Source organism: Photobacterium sp. Hal280 (genome assembly GCF_037162255.1).
In the GTDB taxonomy this organism is placed as follows: domain Bacteria; phylum Pseudomonadota; class Gammaproteobacteria; order Enterobacterales; family Vibrionaceae; genus Photobacterium.
Map to the genome: position 1 here is coordinate 2,369,416 of NZ_JARLUO010000005.1, position 22,019 is coordinate 2,391,434.

Annotated in this window: 21 protein-coding genes and 1 pseudogene; 10 read left to right on the plus strand and 12 right to left on the minus strand. The window is 53.3% G+C overall.

All coding sequences use genetic code 11. The annotated features are described in order from the left end of the window. Positions 1–50: 50 nt before the first annotated feature. Complete coding sequence (pflA, locus tag P4S53_RS20235; protein ID WP_337114105.1) at positions 51–791, plus strand: pyruvate formate lyase 1-activating protein; 741 nt, start codon at positions 51–53, stop codon at positions 789–791. 28 nt (positions 792–819) lie between these two features. Here pflA and P4S53_RS20240 read toward each other — a convergent pair whose 3' ends face one another. After that, positions 820–1,470, minus strand: coding sequence for an energy-coupling factor ABC transporter permease (locus P4S53_RS20240; protein ID WP_337114106.1), 651 nt, complete (start codon positions 1,468–1,470; stop codon positions 820–822). A gap of 172 nt (positions 1,471–1,642) precedes the next feature. Between P4S53_RS20240 and P4S53_RS20245 the strand changes: the two genes are divergently transcribed. From P4S53_RS20245 to P4S53_RS20260, 4 genes are all read left to right on the plus strand, one after another. Continuing rightward, complete coding sequence (locus tag P4S53_RS20245) at positions 1,643–2,143, plus strand: YfbU family protein (RefSeq protein ID WP_337114107.1); 501 nt, start codon at positions 1,643–1,645, stop codon at positions 2,141–2,143. Between the two features lie 487 nt (positions 2,144–2,630). Next, a complete protein-coding gene (locus tag P4S53_RS20250; RefSeq protein WP_337114108.1) occupies positions 2,631–3,794 on the plus strand; it encodes an ABC transporter substrate-binding protein in 1,164 nt (387 codons plus the stop codon). Further along, a complete protein-coding gene (locus P4S53_RS20255) occupies positions 3,794–6,157 on the plus strand; it encodes an ATP-binding protein (protein ID WP_337114109.1) in 2,364 nt (787 codons plus the stop codon). Before P4S53_RS20250 ends, P4S53_RS20255 begins: the two co-directional genes overlap by 1 nt. Further along, entirely contained in the window at positions 6,147–7,415 is a 1,269-nt protein-coding gene (locus P4S53_RS20260) for a sigma-54-dependent transcriptional regulator (protein WP_337114110.1), read from the plus strand. The genes P4S53_RS20255 and P4S53_RS20260 overlap by 11 nt, the downstream gene beginning before the upstream one ends. Before the next feature lie 72 nt (positions 7,416–7,487). Here P4S53_RS20260 and P4S53_RS20265 read toward each other — a convergent pair whose 3' ends face one another. Next, positions 7,488–8,519 (minus strand): porin, encoded by a 1,032-nt coding sequence (locus P4S53_RS20265; RefSeq protein WP_337114111.1) that lies wholly within the window; start codon positions 8,517–8,519, stop codon positions 7,488–7,490. A 381-nt stretch (positions 8,520–8,900) separates the two neighbouring features. Here P4S53_RS20265 and rlmA point away from each other — a divergent pair. The 5 genes and pseudogenes from rlmA (at position 8,901) to P4S53_RS20290 (ending at position 14,029) form a co-directional block, all read left to right on the plus strand. Next, a pseudogene (gene rlmA, locus P4S53_RS20270) lies at positions 8,901–9,753 on the plus strand (23S rRNA (guanine(745)-N(1))-methyltransferase). Between the two features lie 128 nt (positions 9,754–9,881). Then, on the plus strand, positions 9,882–10,838 hold the full coding sequence (locus P4S53_RS20275) for a ChaN family lipoprotein (protein ID WP_337114112.1): 957 nt from the start codon (positions 9,882–9,884) through the stop codon (positions 10,836–10,838). Between the two features lie 414 nt (positions 10,839–11,252). Further along, positions 11,253–12,221: an ABC transporter substrate-binding protein gene (locus P4S53_RS20280; protein WP_337114113.1), complete on the plus strand. Its 969-nt coding sequence runs from the start codon at positions 11,253–11,255 to the stop codon at positions 12,219–12,221. Positions 12,222–12,283: 62 nt separating this feature from the next. Then, the gene (locus P4S53_RS20285) at positions 12,284–13,210 is read left to right on the plus strand and encodes an ABC transporter permease (RefSeq protein ID WP_337114114.1); all 927 of its coding nucleotides are present in this window, start codon (positions 12,284–12,286) and stop codon (positions 13,208–13,210) included. Between the two features lie 24 nt (positions 13,211–13,234). After that, positions 13,235–14,029, plus strand: coding sequence for an ABC transporter ATP-binding protein (locus P4S53_RS20290; RefSeq protein WP_161443481.1), 795 nt, complete (start codon positions 13,235–13,237; stop codon positions 14,027–14,029). Positions 14,030–14,098: 69 nt separating this feature from the next. Here P4S53_RS20290 and P4S53_RS20295 read toward each other — a convergent pair whose 3' ends face one another. The 10 genes from P4S53_RS20295 to nrdR all read right to left on the minus strand — a co-directional run bounded on the left by P4S53_RS20295 (position 14,099) and on the right by nrdR (position 22,002). Beyond that, the gene (locus tag P4S53_RS20295) at positions 14,099–15,610 is read right to left on the minus strand and encodes a hypothetical protein (RefSeq protein WP_337114115.1); all 1,512 of its coding nucleotides are present in this window, start codon (positions 15,608–15,610) and stop codon (positions 14,099–14,101) included. Further along, on the minus strand, positions 15,607–15,759 hold the full coding sequence (locus P4S53_RS20300) for a hypothetical protein (RefSeq protein ID WP_337114116.1): 153 nt from the start codon (positions 15,757–15,759) through the stop codon (positions 15,607–15,609). Before P4S53_RS20300 ends, P4S53_RS20295 begins: the two co-directional genes overlap by 4 nt. 133 nt (positions 15,760–15,892) lie before the next feature. Beyond that, positions 15,893–16,378 carry a phosphatidylglycerophosphatase A gene (gene pgpA, locus P4S53_RS20305; protein WP_337114117.1) on the minus strand — a complete coding sequence of 162 codons (486 nt, stop codon included), beginning with the start codon at positions 16,376–16,378 and terminating at the stop codon, positions 15,893–15,895. Between the two features lie 3 nt (positions 16,379–16,381). Continuing rightward, entirely contained in the window at positions 16,382–17,359 is a 978-nt protein-coding gene (gene thiL / locus P4S53_RS20310; RefSeq protein ID WP_337114118.1) for a thiamine-phosphate kinase, read from the minus strand. A gap of 72 nt (positions 17,360–17,431) precedes the next feature. Continuing rightward, positions 17,432–17,902 carry a transcription antitermination factor NusB gene (nusB, locus tag P4S53_RS20315; protein WP_161455939.1) on the minus strand — a complete coding sequence of 157 codons (471 nt, stop codon included), beginning with the start codon at positions 17,900–17,902 and terminating at the stop codon, positions 17,432–17,434. Continuing rightward, entirely contained in the window at positions 17,902–18,372 is a 471-nt protein-coding gene (gene ribH / locus P4S53_RS20320) for a 6,7-dimethyl-8-ribityllumazine synthase (RefSeq protein WP_027252929.1), read from the minus strand. The genes nusB and ribH overlap by 1 nt, the downstream gene beginning before the upstream one ends. Positions 18,373–18,543: 171 nt before the next feature. After that, positions 18,544–19,647, minus strand: a complete 1,104-nt coding sequence (gene ribBA / locus P4S53_RS20325; RefSeq protein ID WP_337114119.1) for a bifunctional 3,4-dihydroxy-2-butanone-4-phosphate synthase/GTP cyclohydrolase II — start codon at positions 19,645–19,647, stop codon at positions 18,544–18,546. Between the two features lie 59 nt (positions 19,648–19,706). Further along, entirely contained in the window at positions 19,707–20,369 is a 663-nt protein-coding gene (locus tag P4S53_RS20330) for a riboflavin synthase (RefSeq protein ID WP_337114120.1), read from the minus strand. Positions 20,370–20,421: 52 nt separating this feature from the next. Beyond that, entirely contained in the window at positions 20,422–21,546 is a 1,125-nt protein-coding gene (gene ribD / locus P4S53_RS20335; RefSeq protein WP_337114121.1) for a bifunctional diaminohydroxyphosphoribosylaminopyrimidine deaminase/5-amino-6-(5-phosphoribosylamino)uracil reductase RibD, read from the minus strand. A 6-nt stretch (positions 21,547–21,552) separates the two neighbouring features. After that, a complete protein-coding gene (gene nrdR, locus P4S53_RS20340) occupies positions 21,553–22,002 on the minus strand; it encodes a transcriptional regulator NrdR (protein WP_027252933.1) in 450 nt (149 codons plus the stop codon). Positions 22,003–22,019 lie beyond the last annotated feature (17 nt).

Sequence of the window (22,019 nt, forward strand, 5' to 3'; positions counted from 1 at the left end):
GGGATTATACTTAAACAGCCATGCAATTTTTTATCTGGGAGCGCCACCTGATGACAGTAAAAGGCCGTATTCATTCCTTTGAATCCTGCGGCACCGTGGATGGCCCGGGCATCCGCTTCATCGTGTTTATGCAAGGTTGCCTGCTGCGATGCCAGTACTGCCACAACCGCGATACCTGGGATCTGGAAGGCGGGCGTGAAATCACCGTAGATGAGCTGATGAAAGAAGCCCTCTCTTATCGCCATTTCATGACAGCCTCAGGTGGCGGTGTCACCGCATCCGGCGGTGAGGCGATATTACAGCCAGAATTCATTCGCGATTTTTTCCGGGCAGCCAAAGCTGAGAACATCCATACCTGTCTCGATACCAACGGTTATGTCCGTAAACATACCCCTGTGATTGATGAGCTGCTGGAGGCCACGGATCTGGTGATGCTGGATCTCAAGCAAATCGACGATGAGATTCACCATGATTTGGTGGGCGTACCCAATAAACGCATTCTCGACTTCGCCCGTTATCTGCACAAAATCGGCCAGAAAACCTGGATTCGCCATGTCGTGGTCCCCGGCTTTACCGACAACGACATCTCTGCCCATCAGTTGGGCAAATTCATTCAGGATATGGACAATATCGAGAAAATCGAGCTGCTTCCCTACCATCAGCTCGGCGCACACAAGTGGGAAGCCATGGGGTATGACTATCCGCTGGAAGGGGTCAAACCGCCGTCAAAAGAAGTGATGGACAGAGTCAAATCTATCCTGTCGCAATATCATCCCAATGTGATGTATTGATTGCCCGGAGATGTTTTCCCGTGCAGGTTTACTTATCCCGCTGGTAAATATAATCCCGTTCATAAAAGGTTCTCACCCACTCGGGTTTGTACACCACCAGCAAGGTGGTCGACATCCCGTTGAGCAGTGCTTCAGGGAACAACAGCAAAGGAATGAGCAATAAATAGTTATCGACGATATATTGCCAGCTGAATTCCCCTTCGAGCCAGATCCAGCTTCCTGTCAGCAGCATATGGACCACCTGTGACAGGGCGCCGTTAAAAAATGCCGCGACAAAAATATATACAAAGAGATGCCGGGTCAGATAACGGTAACTCAGCAAGAAAACCCAATAGCTGATCAGTACAGGCGCCACCACACTGGTCAGATTGATCAGCCCCAGATCTTGCCAGTCCTGAATACCGAAGGCCGCTAACAGCAAACCAGGCACCGCCGCTATCCATATGGCAATTCGCCAGCCATGCGTCAGGGTCAGCACGGTCAAAGCCAGAAAATGGACTTTGAGCCCGTCGACCAGTCCGGCTCTCAGGCTCCATAACAAAAAGAGGACCACCACAGTTCCGGAGACCAGGTGCTGATAGTCTTTCTGGTGTTTGAACTTAGGATAGAATTCTCGCGGATAAGAGAAGAACAGCACAGTAAGCCAAATTGCCCAGCCAGCCCAGGGAAGCATTGTCATTGCCAGCATCCTTGCATTGTATTCACCCTATCGAATCACATTTCGTCCCGCCCAGTGTAACGTAAATGCCGTCGTTTTTTCTGTAAACTCGGCCGCAAACCCGGCTCAGATCAAAGCCGCCCGAGAGCTTGCTGCTATGCTGTAACCAGTAAAATTATTGCAGGATATCATGATGGAAATGACACATGCACAACGTCTCATTTTGGCGAATCAATATCGCCTGATGGCGCAGCTCGATCCCGAGCATGCCGGCAAGTTTCAGCGTCTGCAAACCATAGTCGAGCGCGGATACGGGCTACAGCTCAGGGAGCTGGATAAACACTTCGGGGCGATCTCAGAAGATGAATGTAAAGAAATTCTGCACGTGATGGAAATGCACCATGCCATGCAAGAATCCTGCAAACAGTTAACCCAGGCCGAGCAGAACCGGATTGATACCCGCCGCCTGACATTCCTGGGTTTTGATGCCGCCAGTGAGCCTCAGCAAATGCATTATGTTCGCTTCCTGACAACAGTAGAAAATCTTTATCCGCATTTCCTGCCTTCAGAGCACAGTTTTAACAGCCATGTGCCGATGCAGAGTAAATATCGCCGCATGCTGAGCGTGTGGCAACAGTGCCCTCGCCAATATCATCTCTCCGCCACCGAGATCCTGCAGATACTCAGTGCCTGACAGATCAGCCTGGATGACGAAAAATGTCTCTCGCACGCGGCCCCGATATCATTCGGGCCGCCTTCCCCCGAGCCACCCCGGTCTCCCTCTGACACAACAGCAAGCCGTCTGATTGCTGGCATATCTTTTTTACAATTTCCCCATTGGCGAAATCTGCTGTTCTGATAAATTTGCGCCAGTTATCGCAAAGTGACTGATGATTGGGTCACGATTGGCACATTTTATGGCATGGAAAGTATGAAAGAGCTAGCCGACCATAATTTCAGCCATGATAATCGACTTTTTACTGTTACCCACTGACCCTTACTTGTATATAAGCGCGTAACGCAATATCTCTTCTGTCTGCCACCCGCAAACGGTGAGTAAAGGTGGGGAACAAGGAATGAATCAGGCTATGTAAGGAAGGACTCTTTGTCATGTTATACCGGCTTCTGATCGTATCATTACTGGCGATTTTCCCCCTGCACGCCAGTGAAAAAAGCAGCTGGTGATTCTGACCACCTTCAACCCTGCCCTGCTGAGCAGCAGCATAGAGATTTTTGAACAGCAGCATGCCGGTTTGGATGTCATTATTCTGCAGCGCCGGGAAAGTGAAGGGCTGGCGCTGCTGACGATGCCGGATCATGGCGTGAATGTGGTGCTTTCCTCTTCCCGGCGGCTGTTTCAGCCACTGGCCGACAGCCATGCTCTGGTGCCGGTTTCCGAACTGACCGATGAACACAGCCAGCTCGATTCAGACTACATTGCCGTTCTGGGGTACTCGGGATGCGGCATCATATGGAACCAGCGTTATATCGACAGGAACGCGCTGCCTGTTCCGTCGCGCTGGGAGTCTCTCATTGCCCCGGTCTACCACAGCCATCTGGTCATGAGCAGCCCCTCCCGCTCTGCGACCACACACCTGATGGTGGAAAGCCTGCTGCAGCGTTACGACTGGGATCAAGGCTGGCGGTTACTTTTACAGCTGGGGGGCAACCTGAATGCCATCTCAGCCAACAGCCAGCGCGCGACCGATCTCGTCGCCAGCGGGCAGTCTGGCATAGGTTTGGTGATCGACAGTTATGCCAAAGCGCAGCAAGATCATTTCCCGTTTATTCATTTTCAGTATCAGCCCGACAGCCTGGTTCTGCCGAGCTATATCGCCGCACTGGACAGAAAACCGTCCGATCAGCTGGGTATTGCGTTCGTGCGGTTTATGCTGTCAGCATCCTCGCAGGCGCGCATCGAACAATCCCCCATATACAAGCATCGCCGAGCGAAGTTACCCGGCACAGATACAGCGGCGTTCACGGTCGATACCGGGTTAATGGAAAAGCGGGCGGTCGCTGTACAGCAACTCTTTGATATCAGCATCAGCCAACAGCAGCCCCTGCTGAACTATGCCTGGCAGCTGATCCATAAAATCCGGTTACTGCCGGACCTGACGCCTCAGCAAACCGAGCAGCTGGCACAATCCGTTGCGCTGGCTTCAACCACAGTGATCAGCGCCGAGCAAGCCAATACTGAGGATTTTTTGTCGCTGCAGGATCCTGTGCGTCACCCGGCTTCTGCCCGTACCGTCGGGCTGTGGCAAGAACAGATGAGCCGGCAATTACAGCAATCCATTCGTTTATCCCAAGACATACTCATGTCGTATAAACAGGAGCTGTGATGCTAAAACGTAAAACCATCGGCAATCGCCTGATTAGTGCCATCAGCCTGATGGCATTCCTGAGTATAGGCGTCAGCCTCATCGCACTGGCTACCTGGGAAAATCTCGATGATCAGATAGATGCCATTGTCAGTAAAAATCTGCCGACACTCAGGGCCAGCTATCATCTGGAACGCGGCACGGCGGCGCTGAAAGACAGCCTGCATCATATCAGGGGCAATCAGGATCCGGCCCGGCACGCAGAGCTGAAACAACAAATTCAGCTCGAAGCCGAAAGGATCACCCACGCCATTGCCAACACAGCCAGCCTGTCTTCCTATCCGGCGCTGAAAATTGAACACGCCAGCTTGCTCAAAGACATAGAGACGTACAGCAATTTGCTGAGCAAGCGGTCGACCTTGCTGCTGGTGCTGGCGCAATCGGAAAGCCGGATCAGCTGGCTGCACCAAAAAGTGGTGGATGAGCTTGCTCCCATTCGCCAGGAAGTGGAATGGCAGTTAACGCGTACCACACCCCGTCATCTGGATAGCGACACCATACGGGATACAGTGAACGAGTTTTCTCTCATCCAGTCCATCACAGTCAAAGAGAGTGAGCTGTATCAGCTGGTGCAGGAGATATTTCATCAGAGGGATAAACGGGATATCGCTAACGCTTTTCACTACATTGATTTTCAAACCCAGCAACTGAAAACCATGAGTGATTCCCTCAGCCACTACCCCTCAACACTGGCGTTCCGGCAGCAGCTTAACGATATGATCAGCCAGGTTGAGCCCAATGGCCCGCTGACAATGCAACTGAGCGAGCTGTCTGCACTGGAGAAAACAATTCAAAGTTATGACAAGCGCATCAACAACCGTCTGATTTATCAGGAAGATCTGATCCAGGCTATGGTTGGCCAGGCGGATTCCTCTCTGCTTGCTCTCAACGATCACACCCGGCAGTCTGTCATCATCAGCAGCTACATTCTGCTTGGTGTGGTACTGCTGGCCATTACCCTGTCCGTCTTTCTGTCTGTCTATCTGGTCAGCCGCGGCATTGTCGCGCGTTTGAATCAACTCAGTCAGGATCTGTATGCCGTGGCGCACGGCGATCTCAATGCCAGAATTCAGGTGGATGGTGATGATGAAATTGGCCTGCTGGGCGACAGTCTGCGTCAATTTCGCCAGCAAATGCTGGAAATGCAGCGCTCCAATGCACTGAACCTGATCAATAACACTCAGGCCAGTATCATCACCTGTGATTTATCCGGCATCGTCGAGTCGGTCAATCCCAGTGCGTTATCGCTGTTTGATGCCGAAGCGATCCCGGACAACCAGACTATCTGGGCGCTGTTTAACCGCGCCATGGAACCCCGCCTGAAACGGCTGTTCCTGCCCAGCAGCCCTTTGCAGTCCAATGGCGCCTGTAACCTCACCATCAAACAGACACATTCCAGCGAGCCGCGCTATCTTCGCCTGGACTTTCGCCTGTTCAAGCAGGGACAGGAAGCCAAGGTCATCATCACTGTGACAGACATTACCGAGCAGGAAAGCGCAGCCCGCTGGCTGGAAAACATGGTGCAGGAAAAAACCGAGTCACTGACCAAGCGAAACCGGCAGCTGAAAGCCGAAATCGAAGACAGAAAGCGCATTGAGGAAGATTTACGGGCCACACAGGATGAACTGATCCAGGCGGCCAAAATGGCGGTGGTCGGACAAACCATGACCTCACTGGCACACGAACTGAACCAGCCGCTGTCGGCCATGACCACCCATATCTTTGCCACGCGAATGGCCGTGGATAAAAACAACCTCACTCAGCTTCCAGCCAGCCTGGACAAAATGGACAGCCTGACTGAACGCATGGCCCGTATCATTGCCAGCCTGCGCAATTTCGCGAAAAAACAATCGGCCAACAGAATGCTTCAGGCCGTTGATATTCAAGAGTCGATCAATCACGCCCAGCAACTGATAGAAAGCAGGCTGAAAGTTCAGCAAACCAATCTGATCAGCAAAATAAACAGCCCGTTTCAGGTCATCGCCGATCCCATTCAGCTCGAACAAGTGCTGGTTAATCTGTTCATCAATAGCTGTGATGCGGTGGCAGGCAGTGAGAGCAGAGACATTTACGTAGAACTGCTGAATCACTCTGCTGAACACCCGACATTCAGTCTGGCCATTTGTGATACCGGCCCGGGTTTTGCGAGAGACATTATTGAAAAACTGTTCACTCCCTTTACCACCACGAAAGATGTGGGTCTGGGACTGGGGCTGAACATTTGCCGTTCCATCATGAACCGCTTGAACGGCGATATTTTCCTGGCTTCCACCTTGCAGGGAGGCGCAATGGTTGTTTTGGAGTTAAAAAAATATGACGATTAGCGATAACATTGAAGTACTGATCATTGATGACGATCAGGATGTTGCCGATGCTTACCAGCACCTGCTGGAAGTAGCTGGTTATCAGACCCGGACAGCCACCGATCCGTTGCAGGCCCTGACCCTGCTTCACAAAGAATGGCCCGGCGTGGTCATTACCGATATGTATATGCCAGGTATGAACGGAAAAGAGGTGCTGCATCGCATTAAATCACTGGATAGCACCCTGCCTGTGATATTAATCACCGGCCATGGCGATATTCCTATGGCGGTGGACGCCTTGCAAAACGGGGCGGCCGACTTCCTGCAAAAACCATTACAGCCCGCAGCGCTGATCGCACTGCTGGACAAGCATCTGCCAAAACGAAAGCAGCTGATTGAACACCGTAAAAGGCTCAGGCAAACGGCCAGCGATGTGCTGCTGGGTGACAGCCCGCTGATCGTCAAGCTCCGCGATCAGATTGCCGCAGCGGAGAACAATGATAAAGATGCCCTGATTGAAGGTGAAGCCGGAACGGGACGCCATACCCTGGCCCGTTTGCTTCATGCCGACACGAATATGGGCAAAGGCCCGTTTATAAAATTGTGCGGCAGTAAAGTCGAACGCACCGCTGATTTGCAACGGGCAATGCTCAATGCCCGCGAGGGCAGTCTCTGCATCAATAACCTGCCCGCTATGCCGACCGACGCTCAGCACTGGTTATGTCGCTTTCTCCTTGAACAGGAGCGCCTGGCGAAAAGAGAAGTACGCGTATTGGCGCTCGTTGAAGGCACAGCGGAGCAAGCGGTCGAAAAAGAAACCTTAGTGCCTGAGCTGTTTTACTTTCTCAGCCAGGCGCGGTTTGTCATTCCGCCATTAAGACAAAGGGCAAGCGATATCACACTACTGTTCAGATACTTTCTGGAGGCCAGTTGCCAGAAACTCAACAAACCCGTTCCTGTGGTGGATAAAGCCTATATCACAACGCTGAACCGGCACACCTGGGAAGGTAACGTGCTGGAGTTACGTAACGTGGCAGAGCTTTACGCGATTGGGATCGTCAAACTCACCGGGCAAGAGCGGACCAAGTCGCTGGATCAAATGAGCAGCCCGTTAGATGATCTGATTGATGACTATGAAAAGCAGGTGATTGAAGATGCCCTGTACCTTTTCGGCGGCAGAATTAATGAAGTATCCACTTACCTGCAGATCCCGCGTAAAAAGCTCTATCTGCGAATGAAAAAGCACAATCTGGATAAAGCCGATTACAAGGCAGGATAAGTCACCTCAGCACTGAAACCACAAAGGCCGGAGCATGCTCCAGCCTTTGTATTGTCGGTTATTGCGAGATACTTAGAACTCGTAACGAATACCCAGCTGGTAGAAGTCTTCGTCAGCAGCACCGCCGAAAGAACCGTTTTCACCGTCACGGAAGACATAGCTGGTGAACAGAGAAGAACGGCTGTTCAGGTGATACTGAGCTTCCAGCGTCGTGTCTTTCAGCTCTAACTCGTCACCGTCGGTGTTTTCCAGGTTGCGGTAACCTGCACGCAGTGTCCAGTCGGTGTTCAGATCATAGATGGCAACCACTTCCCACACTTCATCTTTACTCTTGCTTGGACCGCCGGCATCCACTTCGTCTTCAGAGTACTCTGCACCCAAAGTGAAAGCATTGATGCTATAGGTAGCACCCACACCCCAGAAGTTATACTCATTACCGTCTTTGTCTTCGCTGTACTGATACGCCAGCACAGGCGCCAGGCGACCGCCCTGACCCAGATCCAGCGTATAGCGCAGCGCGGCGTTCATACCGTTATCCAGTGAATTACCGAACGCGTTTTTATCATTGTTACCAAAAATATAGCCAAGAGAGAAGTCTAAGCCATTGATGCTGTTCTGGTATTGCAGTGTCGCATCCTGACGGAAAACCTGAACGGCGGTACCATCAACCAGCTCTGCCTGACGGGCTGCGGCGATATCCGACAAGGCAAATACATCAACGATATCGGTAAACATGATCAGGCCAGAAGCCACACGGCCACCGGTCACTTTACCCATTTCTTTACCGTCAATACCGGCCCAGACATAACGAGGAGACAGGCTGTCACCGCCGGAATTTTCAGCTTCTGCCGCGTTGACCTGGTATTCAGCCCAGCCAATCACAGAGAACTGATCATTGATTGGCTGAGAACCACCCAGGCCAAGACGCGCATCAAATTCACCGTTGGTGTCGCCATCATCGGTTGCTTTGTCTGTAATGTTGTAGCCCAGACGGCCGTAAAGATTCACTTCACTACCATCTTCGCCTTGATAGATATTCGCCGCGTAGCTTGCGCCACTGGCAAACACACTGGAGATAATCGCCGCTGCTAGTGTTTTTTTCATTTTGGTTTCCTTGAGTATGTGTTCTGAGTGACCACAACGCTGATGGTACCCATAAGCGCAAAAATCAGGTTAGGTTAGTCCGCCAGACACAGGGAAAAGGCAATCAAAGCCTGATGCCGGCATCATAAAATGCATAACCCAATCCAAGCATAGAGCAGAGGTTCACTTTATGCGCAACCAGAGTATCCTTTCTCCCTGAATAAGCCCTTAATAAAACTGTGTCTATGGGTTATTGATTAATTAGGATATTTTTCTGCGAGAAAGATCACCTTTTGTCTTTGGCTTCTGAGCTGATGACGAAGGCCGCCGGATCTTTCCCTGTGCTTCTATGCCATACCCAAACAGGTTACAATCCTTTGTTTTCAGCGTTGGTGCTTTCCTATGTCCTATCAATGTCCCCTATGCCATCTGCCCCTTCGCCATCAGCAACATCAATGGCGTTGTGAAAATAACCATCAGTTTGATCAGGCGAAGGAAGGCTATGTCAACTTAATGCCTGTTCATCATAAAAGCTCAAAAAATCCTGGTGATAACAAAGAGATGATGCAGGCAAGAAGACAATTTCTTGAGGCGAATCACTACCGGTTGATGAGAGAAAACGTGGTTAAACTTCTGACTGCGCATCTTCCGGAGAATAGCCAGAAAATGCTGGATATCGGGTGCGGTGAAGGTTATTACACCTCATCCTTTACGGCTCTGAGCGCCAGCCACCCCAGCCTGGAAGTGCACGGACTGGACATTTCCAAAGTGGCCGTGCGCTATGCCGCCAAACGCTATCCGGATTGCCACTTCTGCGTGGCATCCAGTCACGAGACTGCCGTTCGCCGACCAGAGCCTGGATGCCATGGTGCGCATTTATGCGCCATGCAAAGCAGAAGAAATTGTCCGTACGCTGAAACCCGGCGCGATTTTATTAACAGTGACACCCGCTCCGCGGCACTTGTATCAACTGAAAGCGCTCATTTATGACGACGTCAGGCTTCATGATACTCAGCCTGACATTCTGCCGGATATGTCCTTGGTGCAGGAAGAACAGCTGCATTACACCATGAGCTTAAAAGGCAGCGAAGCGACGGCACTGATGCAGATGACACCGTTTGCGTGGAAGACCAGTGAGGCTGTCTGGCAGCACCTGGCGCAGCAACACGCATTCAGCTGCGAGGCCGATTTTACCCTACGTGTTTACCAGAAATCCGCAGCGGTGAATGATTCAGAATCGGATAGTTGCAACTAATTCTCATTTCTATTGAGTCTGTTGCCAGTCTTCATTATCATACGGGCCATGACATAACCCCCTGAAGCTATCATACTGATTCTTAATGCAAGCTCAGTAAAACATGCTTCAGACAAAGGATGGTACACATGAAGACTGGCTACGCTATGGCATTCGCCGCCCTGCTGAGTGGGTGCGCTACACAGCCAACATCCAGTACGACCACTGCTGCAACGCCTCCAACGCTGTACGATTACACCATTCGTTCTCCGTCCGGGGCCGAACTGACAGAACAAGCCCTGGCAAATGCGCTGTCGGATGCGGATATCGTACTGGTCGGTGAATGGCACAGTCATCCGGGCACTCACCTGCTGCAAGCCCGGCTGCTGGCGGCACTGTATGCCAATAACCCCAAACTGGCTTTATCCATGGAGCAGTTTACCCGCGACAAACAACAGGTCGTCGACCAGTTCCTTCACGGCGAAATCGGTGAGCAGGTCCTGATCAAGCAGGGCAACGCCTGGCCGAATTATGAATCCGATTACCGTCCCCTGGTTGATTTTGCACGGCAGCAACAGCTGGATGTGATCGCCGCCAATGCGCCGAAATCCATCGTCCGCTGCGTCGGCCGTTACGGGGCTGATTACCTGAATCGGCTTCCTGTCACTGAGCGTCAGTGGGTAGCCCAGTCACTTACACTGAAAAATGACAAATACAAAGAAAAATTCACTGAGTCTATGCATCATGGTGATCCTGCCCAGTCGGAACGACAATTTGCTGCTCAGACCAGTTGGGACGACACCATGGCTGAAAGCATGGTCAACTACCTGCAAACCCACCCGGGCCACCAGATCATGCACGTCGCCGGGCGCTTTCACACCGCAGAAGGACTAGGCACGGCATCGCGTATTTTGTCGCGCAATCCGGCATTGAAAGTGGTGATGGTCACCCCGGTCACCGCCGACAACCCGGTCGCCGCCGATGCACCGGATTTTCAGGTTGAGGTCATGCCGCTGCCGCCCCGTTATATTCAGGAAGCCAATATGAAAGCGGCTTTTTCCCATATCGGCAAGCGCAACGATACACTTCAATGTATTGGTGAATAACACCTTTTTCCTGTCAGGGCAGTCTGTGCAGACTGCCTTCCTCCCGCTTATCTTTAATTGGCTCAGATTCAGCACCCGCCAGAGAATTGTTCATAATTTATCCAACGGTGCAGCCGAATTCGCTCCTGCTGAGTCATAGCTCATCATGCTCACAAAAATACCAATAAAAAACATGACTCTGATTTTCACCGCTATTGTATAGTTTTCAACCTAACCAGAGCCATAAATACAACATAACATTTCAATAAACCAGCATTTAGCAGGCACTTCACCCCACCCAATGTTACAGTGCTGTTAATTTTTGGATGTTCTTTCTTTTCTCATTGCGCTAAAACATTATGCCAATGATGGGTGTTTCTGATGGCACAGCTCGCCGGCCCATCTCTGTCATCACCAGTACAAGGATTGCATATTATGAAGGGAAACAAATTGCTTTCAGCAGCCTGCATCGCTGCGGCATTAGCCCTAACGGCGACACCAACCTTAGCCGAAATGGCCAAAGTTGCTGTGTCTCAGATCGTTGAACACCCGGCGCTGGACGCCACTCGCCAGGGTCTGCTTGATGGCCTGAAAGCCAAAGGCTACGAAGAAGGCAAGAATCTGGAATTCTCCTATCAGACCGCTCAGGGTAACCCTGCGATTGCAGTGCAAATCGCCAAACAGTTTGTCGGTGAACAACCGGATGTCCTGGTGGGTATTGCAACACCAACTGCACAGGCACTGGCTGCAGCCACCCGTTCTATTCCCGTCGTTTTTACTGCAGTCACCGATCCTGTTGGCGCCAAACTGGTGCGTAATGTTGATCACCCCGAGCGCAACGTGACCGGCCTGTCTGATTTATCCCCGGTCGCACAGCACGTCGCACTGGTGAAAGAAATTCTGCCAGATGCCAAGCGGATTGGGGTCGTTTACAACCCGGGCGAAGCCAATGCCGTCGCACTGGTTGATTTACTGCGCAAAGCTGCCAAAGAACAAGGCATGGAAGTGGTAGAAGGGACAGCCCTGAAAAGTGCTGATGTGCAGTCCGCAGCGCAAATCGTCGCCTCAAAAGCAGACGCGCTCTACGCCCCCACTGATAACACAGTGGCCAGTGCCGTTGAAGGCTTAGTCAATGCCGGTAACCAGGCGGGTATTCCTGTCATCGGCGCCTCTACGACCTACATTGAAAGTGGGGCGCTGGCGGCACTGGGCTTCGACTATTATCAGGTGGGTATTCAGACCGCTGACTATGTGGATGCATTGCTCAAAGGCAAGAAAGTGTCTGAACTTCCGGTCAAAGTCGCTGTAGGTTCAGATCTGGCTCTGAACCAGAAAGCTGCCACAAAACTGAACATCACCTTCCCTCAGGCTCTGGTTGACCGCGCGACCTCTATCGCCAAGTAACCTGACCTCTCTATCAGGCACCGGCGTTCCAGCCGGTGCCAGCAAGGAATAAGGAGTTGTAGATGTCTTTCTTTGCTTTGATCGGTACCTTAGAAATCGGCTTGGTTTACGGCTTGGTTGCTCTGGGGGTTTACCTGACATTCCGGGTACTGGATTTTCCTGATCTGTCTGTCGATGGCAGTTTTCCAATGGGTGCCGCTGTGGCAGCAACAGCCATCGTGGCTGGTGTGAATCCGTGGATGGCAACCATGCTGGCAATTCTGGCCGGCGGAATGTGTGGCCTGGTAACAGCCTTTCTGGCAGTCCGTTGCGGGATCTTGCACTTACTGGCCAGTATTCTGACCATGATTGCGGCTTTCTCTATCAATATCCGCATTATGGGCCGCCCCAACCTGGCCTTACTGGGTGACGATACGATCCTGACCCCATTCGAAAATTTTGCCTTCGAAACCGGCCTGGATGCGGGCCTGGTGCGCCTGGCTGTGGTGCTGGCTCTGGTGATATTCAGCGGCTGGTTCGTGACCCGACTGCTGGCCAGTGACTTCGGCCTCGGCCTGCGCGCTACCGGCGTAAACAGCCGTATGGTGAGCGCACAAGGCGGCAGTACGGCGCTGTATACCTATTTTGGCCTGGCGCTGTCGAATGCCTTTGTCGGCTTCTCCGGCGCGCTGTTCGCGCAAACCAATAATTTTGCCGATGTCACCTCCGGGGTGGGAACAATCGTCGTGGGTCTGGCAGCGGTGATTCTGGGTCAGACACTGATTCCGGGCCGCAAGATCTGGGTGGCCGTTGTCGCTGTGATTTTAGGCTCAGTGCTCTACCGGCTGGCCGTTGCGTTTGCCCTGAGCAGTGGCATGTTTGGCCTGCAGGCTTCGGATCTGAATCTGATCACTGCGGTACTGGTCGCCCTTGCCCTGATTGCGCCTAAGATGAAACGCAATTTTCAGCGAAAAAAGAAGCAAACCGTCGCAGCAAAGAAGCTCGCGTAAGCCGGAAAAGAAGGTAGTAACACTATGATTGAACTCAGTAATATCCGCGTTACCTTCAATGAAGGCACCATTTTGGAAAATCAGGCCTTGCGCGGGGTGAACCTGACAGTGCCGGAGCGCCAGTTTGTCACTGTTATCGGCTCAAACGGTGCCGGTAAATCGACCCTGCTCGGTGCTGTCAGCGGTGAAACACCGATGTCAGACGGCAAGGTAGTCATTAATGGTGTCGACGTGACCAGCAAAGCTGTGCACGAGCGGGCGCAATATGCTGCCCGGGTGTTTCAGGACCCGCTGGCCGGCACCTGTGCTTCACTCACCATTGAAGAGAACATGGCGTTAGCCGTCCAGCGCGGCAGCCGCCGCACCTGGAAGCTGGCATTATCTTCCGAGCGCCGTAAGCTGTTTCAGGAGCGCATCAGCATTCTGGGACTGGGACTGGAAGATCGGCTGAGCGACAGCATTGGTTTGCTGTCCGGCGGACAGCGTCAGGCTGTCAGTCTGGTCATGGCAACGCTGGCCGACAGTAAACTCTTGCTGCTGGACGAGCATACCGCCGCGCTCGATCCGCGTATGGCCGCTTTCGTGCTGGAGCTGACCAAACGGGTAGTCGAAGAATTCGACCTGACCGTCCTGATGGTGACCCACTCGATGAAAGATGCGCTGGCATACGGCGATCGGACTGTGATGCTGCACCAGGGTAATATCGTACTGGATGTAGCAGGACAGGAGCGTGCTGATATGGACGTGAAACACCTGCTCGACATGTTCAGTAAAGTGCGTGGCGAAGAGCTGGCCGATGACAGCCTGCTGCTGGGCTGATCGCGATACCAGGCTTTCAATAAGACCGGCAAAAGGCGGCTCATGCCGCCTTTTTTATTCGTCGCTTTTTTATTGCTCTGATGCTGCTTTTTGTAATACCACCCCTTCATAACCCCCGAGCTCAATGTAATTCATCGGCTCGCTGGTGGTGCCGTCGTAAAAGATCCGGATATAGGTGCCCGGCAGGGAAATGCGCATCGGTTTCACTTCCAGAAACCGGCTCTGCCCCGCTTGCTGGACTGCCCGGTAAAGTACCAGCCCATGCTCATAACGGCGGGCAATCACCCCTTCTGAGGGCTGTTTGCCAAACCAGCCAGTGCGGTACAGCCAGAACCAGTGAGCAGGCGCAACCTTGTAGCCGCCCAGCACAGAACCGCGGCTGTCCCCACTGAGCGGCTCAGCCTGCCACCAGACAGGCTTATAACCTTTAGGTGCGGATATCGGCTCGCCAAGATCCACCTTGAGCATAGCCGTTGGCTGATACACCCAGTTTTTGGGCAGCCCTGGCCGGTACCAGTCCCGCATACTGGTATTGGTACTGTCAACACTCAGGCTGTCGCCCCAGTTGTGATAGTAAGTCTGGCCAGGCAAATTAAACAGGTAATAGAGGGCAAGCCCGGTTTCGACATCCTGTTGCCAGGCCCTTTCATCTCCCGGATGAAGATAACTACGGCCATCACGCATCGACACCATCAGCACACTGTTGGCCCCTTCGGCACTCAGCGCAAAATGCTGCCAGCTTTGCTGAATACGGGCCAGCCCCATCGCCGGGGTAATAAAGCGAGGACGGACCCAGAGATCAACCTGCGAGCGCAATGGCGCGGCAATCGTCTCATCGGGCCATAACGCCAGTCCGGAAGTAGAAACGCCCAGAAGGACAGGATCAAGCTGTTGCTTTAACTGACCTAAAAAATCAACCAGTTGCGCCAGGTAGCGCGCTTCTGCCTCCGGGGTGCCGGCCTGTAAGGACAATTCCAGGATCTGACCACCACTGACGACCGGCAGAATATCAGGCCCGAGCAAAGGCCTCAGACGAGGAGTATAACCGCCATCTGCTGCCATCTGCCGCCAGGAATCGCGATACCAGTTGATCAGCCGGGCTTGAACGGCAGAGTCAGAGAGGTTCGTCCGAAAGGTGCAGACGCCGCCTTGCTGCCGGCCGGTCAGCAATACCCGGGCCTGATACGCAAACCGGGCGCTGGCCTGTGGATTGAGCCGCTGCTGATATTCCGCGTCGCTGAGTTGCCCGTTACTGTCTGTGTCGTTCACCGGATCCCAGCCCGGAATGGTCAGGGTATCCGCTGTCCGGCTCAGCCAGGGTTTGGCTTCCAGCAGGCGGTCTAATTCCAGATTTGTAGCGCTGAGTGACAGCCGGGTATCTTGCGAAAAATGCAGGAATACACCTTCCGGATCCTGTCCATTTACGTCGGCCTGTTGCGCCAGCCAGCGCTGCTGCTCATCGGGTTCACAGGACAGACTTTGGACGTGAAAAGGTAGCAACACTGTGCCCGTTTCATTCAGCGCGGCCGATTGCCAGTTCCCCAGCACCAGATCGGCATGGCGGAACTCCCAGCGCCTCACCGCTTCGGCAGAATCAAACCGTGAGGTGGACAGCGGCTCCTCCCAACCTCCGGGGTCACCCAGACACTGCCTGTCGACGGATACACCTGCGCCCGGGCAGCACCGGCCAGCATCAGTAAAAAGACAAGGATCAGATTCACTTTCTGCATCTTATTCTCCCAGGATCCTCTCCCTGATTCAGCTTAAGAATAGTGTCAATCGCGCAGTGAAGCCGGGTTAAATATTGGACAAAAAAGCCGTGCAACTTGCACGGCTTGAGGGTTTCCTTGCTATAGACTGCGGTTACCAGCCCATCCAGTGACCCACGCCCCACAGGGTGATCATAGCCATAAAGCCAGCGAGAATGTCATCGATCATGATGCCCAGTCCGCCGTGGACATTTTTATCCAGCCAGCTGATCGGCCAGGGTTTTACCATGTCGAAAAAACGAAACAGTATAAAACCACTGACAACCCAGGGCAGGCTCATCGGCGGGGCAATCGCCATGGTGATCCAGAAGCCGACAAACTCATCCCAGACGATGCTGCCGTGATCATGCACGCCCATATCCTGGGCGGTATTGCGACAAATCAGTACCCCAATCACAGCCGCCGCCAGCGTGATGCCGATATAAGCCGCATAAGGCAGCTGGGCCAGCAGGTAATAAAACGGAACAGATGCCAGTGTACCGACAGTTCCCGGCACCACAGGAGACAAACCGCTGCCAAATCCCGTGGCCAGCAAATGCCAGGGATTACTTAATTTGATATAAAGTTTGGGATCTCGCACTACTTACCCCGAAAAATGATCGTATCCACGCAGCTGCCAGTCCAGTTGCAGCCCGTTTCGCTCAAGCACGACATGGCTGCCGGGCCGGATCTGACCTATACAGGTCGCTTTCACCCCGGTATGAGACAGAGCAACATCCAAGGTACCACGGTTATGGGCTGGCACGGTGAAGCACAGCTCGTACTCCTCGCCACTTGTCAGCGCCATCTTGATGGCTGCATCCCTGTCGCCGCCACAAAATGCCACCAGCTCGGGTGACAATGGCAGGTTATCGACATCTATCACCGCTCCCACCCGAGAGCGGGTCAGGATATGGCCCAGATCAGCAATCAGACCATCGGAGATATCCAGCGCTGAAGACGCTATGCCCCGCAATGCCTGACCGGCCAGCACCCGCGGCTGAGGTTGATAGTGGCGATGAAGAAGATGTTCAGCTAGCGCAGCATCAATATGCTTCGCCTGCTCCAGCAACACCGCCAGCCCTGCCGCACTGTCGCCAAGACAGCCAGTAACATAAATCCAGTCCCCGGAACCTGCCCCGTGCCGCGTCAGCGCTTGTCCGTGAGGCACAAAGCCCTGAATGGTCAGTGTCAGGCTCAATGGGCCTTTGGTGGTATCCCCGCCAATCAGCTGTACCTGATAGTAATCGGCCATCTCAAAAAAGCCATCACAGAACCGGGCTAGCCAGGCTTCATCGGCTTCCGGCAGGGTCAGCGCCAGGGATACCCAGGCAGGTGTGGCGCCCATGGCCGCCAAATCACTTAAGTTCGCAGCCAGGGCTTTTTTAGCCAGCAGCGCGGGATCCATACCGGGCAGGAAATGGTTACCACAGACCAGTGAGTCGGTACTGACCGCCAGGTGGCTCCCTGCAGGTGCCTCAAGCAAGGCACAGTCGTCACCGATTGCCAGCGTCACATCTCGGCGCTGAACCGGCTGGCGGGCAAAATAACGGGCTATCAAATCAAATTCATTACTAGCCATAAGAGGTCAAGTCGGTTTGCTGAAACTCAGAAAAAAGGCCAGCAGAGCTGGCCTCAGTTCGCATTGAAGCGATTATGCTTTTTTACGTAACACCGGGGCCAGCTTATCCAGCACACCGTTGACGAATTTATGGCTGTCTTCGGCACCGAAGATTTTCGCCAGCTCAATCGCTTCATTAATCACAACTTTGTACGGTACGTCTTCACGTTTCATGATTTCGTACAAGGCCAGACGCAGTAGCGCCAGCTCCATCTGATCCAAATCCTGCAAAGGACGTGACAGATAGGGACGCATCTTGCTGTCCAGTTCCTGATAGTTCAGCACCACTCCGGTGAACAAGTCACGGAAGTACTCAACATCAGTGTGCGGTGCTGCCAGTACAGGCGCATCATCCCGATGAGCTTCTTCTTCAAACTGTTCGCCAGACAGAAAATGCAGCTCGATATCGGCAGCATTTTCTTTGGTGATTTGCCAGGAATAAATGGCCTGGACGGCAAAGTGTCGTGCGTTACGACGTGCGGCTGGTTTCACTCTAACCCCCATTAGGATTCAATTTGGGACAGGACATTGACCATCTCAAGCGCGCTGAGTGCAGCCTCTGCCCCTTTATTACCAGCCTTGGTACCGGCACGCTCGATGGCTTGTTCAATTGTGTCTACAGTCAGAACACCAAATGAAACCGGAGTGTTGTACTCCAGAGCCACCTGAGCCAGACCTTTATTACATTCACCGGCAACATACTCGAAATGCGGAGTACCGCCGCGGATCACAGAACCCAGTGCCACGATAGCGTCATAACGATCGCTTTTAGCAACTTGCTGGGCGACCAGAGGCAGCTCATAAGCACCAGGACAACGAACAACGGTAATGTTGTCGTCGCTTACCTGTCCCTGACGTTTCAGTGCGTCCAGCGCACCCGCCAGCAGGCTGTCATTGATGAAACTGTTGAAGCGACTGATAACAATAGCAATTTTTGCGTTGGGTGCCGCAATGGCGCCTTCGATTACCTTCATGGGCCTTCCTGTGACTATGTCTTTTCTTTCCGGATTGAGAAACCGCGGGAGTCTATCACAATTTATACCTGATACCAATTGACTTCACTGTCAAGGCACTCACGGCAACGTTATGCGATCTCTATTCCGGATTAGGGATTAATAAAAACAGTGCGTTAGGGTCAACAGACCTTAATCGCAAATATATTCCACCACTTCCAGTCCGAAACCGGACAGTGAATGATAGCGCTGATTACTCGATGACAGCAGACGCATTTTGCCCACACCCAGATCCGCCAGGATCTGCGAGCCGACACCCACCTGACGTGACGGGTTCTTCGGATTCAGTTTCACGCCCGGTTGACCATCGGCCTGAGCAGCCAGATTCTTCACTTTGGTAATTATACCTTCCTGAGTTTCATGGCGATTGAGAATCACCATCACACCGCCTTCCTCAGCAATCCGCTGCATGGCCATCGGCAAAGTCCACTGTGACGCACCTGAGTGCAGAATATCTTTGAAGGTATCTTGCAGGTGAACGCGAACCAGCGTCGGATTCGATGGGCTCACATCCCCTTTGCGCAGGGCGTGGTGAATCTGGTTGTCGATAGTATCGCGGTAGGTGATCAGATCGAAATCACCGAATTCTGTTGGCAGACTGCATTCGGCCACACGCTCAATCGTGGTCTCGTTATTGTTACGGTATTCGATTAAATCGGCGATCGTCCCCAGCTTGAGGCCGTGCTCGGCGGCAAATACTTCCAGATCCGGGCGTCGCGCCATGGTGCCATCCGGATTCAGGATCTCAACAATCACGCTGGATGGCTCAAGACCTGCCAGACGGGCAATGTCACAACCGGCTTCAGTGTGGCCGGCGCGGGCAAGTACCCCACCTTCCTGTGCCATCAGAGGGAAAATATGACCCGGCATGACGATATCGGCAGGAGAAGCGTTCTTAGCCACCGCAGCCTGCACGGTACGGGCGCGATCCGCGGCGGAGATCCCTGTGGTCACGCCACTGGCAGCTTCAATTGAAACGGTAAAATTGGTACTGAATTGTTCCGCATTGTCCTGCACCATCAGTGGCAGTTTCAGTTGCTGACAACGGGCCTGCGTCAGTGTCAGACAGATCAGGCCGCGACCGTGGGTCGCCATAAAGTTGATCGCTTCCGGGGTCACTTTTTCCGCGGCAATGATCAGATCACCTTCATTTTCCCTGTCTTCGTCATCCATCAGGATAACCAGTTTCCCCTGACGTATGTCTTCAATGATGTCCTTCGCGCTACTCAACGCCATGTTCTATTCCCTCTACCCAAATGATTGTCGTCATACTAAATCTTGCTCCGGCTGCATCATCAGCCCAGAAACCCGCTCCGCGCCAGCAGCGCCATACTGAGTTCAGACGATGGTTCAGACTCAGCCGCTTTATCTCCCAGCATCAGGCGCTCGAGATAACGGGCAATCACGTCCACTTCAAGATTCACTTTACGGCCTGGTTTGAAGTGTTCCATTGTGGTTTCCGCTGCCGTGTGCGGCACAATCGTCAGTTTGAATTCAGCGCCCCGGACGGCATTCACCGTCAGGCTGATCCCGTCAATCGCCACCGACCCCTTCTCGGCGATATAGCGGGCCAGCGTATCCGGTGCTTTGATCCAAAACTCAATCGCCCGCCCGGTTTGGGTGCGGGAAATAATCTCGCCGACAGTATCCACGTGGCCGGAAACCATATGACCACCAAAGCGGGTGGTCGGCAGCATGGCTTTTTCCAGATTGACCTGCTGGCCAGGGCTGTAATCGGTAAAGGCCGTGCGGTTCAGGGTTTCCAGCGACAGATCGGCAACATAACCTGTGCCGGTCAGTTTCACCACAGTCAGACACACACCATTGGTCGCAATGCTGTCGCCCAGTTTAACATCCGATAAATCCAGCTTGCCGCTGTTGACCGTTACGGACACATCTTGTCCGGTTGGCGTGATGGCCGTAATCGTACCTACGGCCTCAATAATACCTGTAAACATTCTAATTTTTCCTTACCCGGCACCTGTCGATGCCATACACAGACGTATTCTGTTACGCAGAGTGAGCGATCGTGCCACGGATCCGAATATCGGCTCCGACCATGCGCACATCGTTCAGTGTCACATCCGGCACTTGGGACATGGCTGTAAATTCAGTCAGATCGATCAGGCTGCGGCCATGGCTGCCCATGAGTTTGGGTGCCTGATAAAGAATGAACTCGTCCACCAGCCCGGCGTTGAGCAAGGCGCCGGCCAGACTTGCCCCCGCCTCGACCCAGAGATGGTTGATCTCTTCCGCCGCCAGCGCAGTCATCAGTGCCGTTAAGTCTAGCTGACCATCCGGCTGAGCAGACACTCGTAACTGCCGCACCTGCTCGGGCCACACTGCCTCATCCGCCTGGGTTCTGGCCAGCAGTACTTTGCCCGGCAGCGAGAATAAACGTTGAGACGGTAACAAACGGTTCTGGCTGTCAATGATCACCCGGACCGGCTGACGTAACTCAGCTTCCGGATAGTCAGACTGAACGGCTGCCCCTAATTCCTGCCAGCGCACATTCAAGGACGGGTCATCGGCGAGAACCGTGGCGCTGGTTGACAGAATCGCACCCGCCTGGGCGCGAAAACGCTGTACATCAGCACGGGCCTGAGGGCCGGTTATCCACTGACTGGCACCGTTCGCCAGCGCGGTTTTACCGTCCAGGCTGGCTGCCAGTTTCAGCTGGACATAAGGCAGGCCAGTTTTCATTCGCTTGATAAAACCAGGATTCAATGACATCGCATCGGCTTCAAGCAGGCCCGTTTCAACGGTAATACCCGCCTGTTTGAGCATCTCGACACCGCGTCCCGCAACCTTCGGATTCGGGTCAACCATGGCGCAGACAACCCGGGAAACACCCGCCGCGATCAGGGCTTCGGCACAGGGCGGCGTACGGCCGTAATGGGAACAGGGCTCCAGCGTGACATAGGCCGTAGCCCCTTTGGCACGCTCACCGGCGGCACGCAAAGCAAACACTTCGGCATGCGGCTGGCCCGCGCGGTAATGATAACCTTCGCCAATCATGTCGTTATCTTTGGCAATGACGCAGCCCACATTCGGATTTGGGGCGGTCGTGAAACGGCCGCGCCGGGCAAGGCTAACAGCTCGGCGCATCATGGCGTGATCAGTAGGCGTAAACATCTTGGTTTATTTTTCCAGTTTAGCTATGGCTTCGCCAAACTCGCGGAGATCATCAAATGAACGGTAGACAGAGGCAAACCGAATGTAAGCCACTTTATCCAGTTCAATCAGGGCATCCATAACCAGATTACCAATCATGTCTGATTTCACTTCCCGCTCACCCGTTGCACGCAGACGAGATTTGATTGTGTTGATGGCGCGTTCAATGTCATCAGCGCTGACAGGCCGCTTTTCAAGCGCACGTTCGATACCGCCGCGCAGCTTCTCTTCGTTGAACGGCTCGCGGCTGCCATTGGTTTTGATGACATGCGGCATCACCAGCTCAGCGGTTTCGAACGTCGTATAACGTTCACTACACGCCAGACACTGACGACGTCGGCGAACCTGATGTCCATCAGCGACCAGACGGGAATCGATTACTTTGGTGTCATTGGCACCACAAAACGGACAATGCATCTTGCCTCCTCAATTTC

Coding starts and splice junctions, on each gene's coding strand:
- ribBA (WP_337114119.1), bottom strand. CDS start 19,647: ATGGCGTTGAGTAGCGCGAAGGACATCATTGAAGACATACGTCAGGGG.
- nusB (WP_161455939.1), bottom strand. CDS start 17,902: ATGGGGGTTAGAGTGAAACCAGCCGCACGTCGTAACGCACGACACTTT.
- ribH (WP_027252929.1), bottom strand. CDS start 18,372: ATGAAGGTAATCGAAGGCGCCATTGCGGCACCCAACGCAAAAATTGCT.
- P4S53_RS20275 (WP_337114112.1), top strand. CDS start 9,882: ATGAAGACTGGCTACGCTATGGCATTCGCCGCCCTGCTGAGTGGGTGC.
- P4S53_RS20300 (WP_337114116.1), bottom strand. CDS start 15,759: ATGCAGAAAGTGAATCTGATCCTTGTCTTTTTACTGATGCTGGCCGGT.
- P4S53_RS20265 (WP_337114111.1), bottom strand. CDS start 8,519: ATGAAAAAAACACTAGCAGCGGCGATTATCTCCAGTGTGTTTGCCAGT.
- P4S53_RS20245 (WP_337114107.1), top strand. CDS start 1,643: ATGGAAATGACACATGCACAACGTCTCATTTTGGCGAATCAATATCGC.
- P4S53_RS20330 (WP_337114120.1), bottom strand. CDS start 20,369: ATGTTTACAGGTATTATTGAGGCCGTAGGTACGATTACGGCCATCACG.
- P4S53_RS20285 (WP_337114114.1), top strand. CDS start 12,284: ATGTCTTTCTTTGCTTTGATCGGTACCTTAGAAATCGGCTTGGTTTAC.
- P4S53_RS20240 (WP_337114106.1), bottom strand. CDS start 1,470: ATGACAATGCTTCCCTGGGCTGGCTGGGCAATTTGGCTTACTGTGCTG.
- P4S53_RS20280 (WP_337114113.1), top strand. CDS start 11,253: ATGAAGGGAAACAAATTGCTTTCAGCAGCCTGCATCGCTGCGGCATTA.
- P4S53_RS20290 (WP_161443481.1), top strand. CDS start 13,235: ATGATTGAACTCAGTAATATCCGCGTTACCTTCAATGAAGGCACCATT.
- P4S53_RS20260 (WP_337114110.1), top strand. CDS start 6,147: ATGACGATTAGCGATAACATTGAAGTACTGATCATTGATGACGATCAG.
- P4S53_RS20255 (WP_337114109.1), top strand. CDS start 3,794: ATGCTAAAACGTAAAACCATCGGCAATCGCCTGATTAGTGCCATCAGC.
- thiL (WP_337114118.1), bottom strand. CDS start 17,359: ATGGCTAGTAATGAATTTGATTTGATAGCCCGTTATTTTGCCCGCCAG.
- ribD (WP_337114121.1), bottom strand. CDS start 21,546: ATGTTTACGCCTACTGATCACGCCATGATGCGCCGAGCTGTTAGCCTT.
- pflA (WP_337114105.1), top strand. CDS start 51: ATGACAGTAAAAGGCCGTATTCATTCCTTTGAATCCTGCGGCACCGTG.
- nrdR (WP_027252933.1), bottom strand. CDS start 22,002: ATGCATTGTCCGTTTTGTGGTGCCAATGACACCAAAGTAATCGATTCC.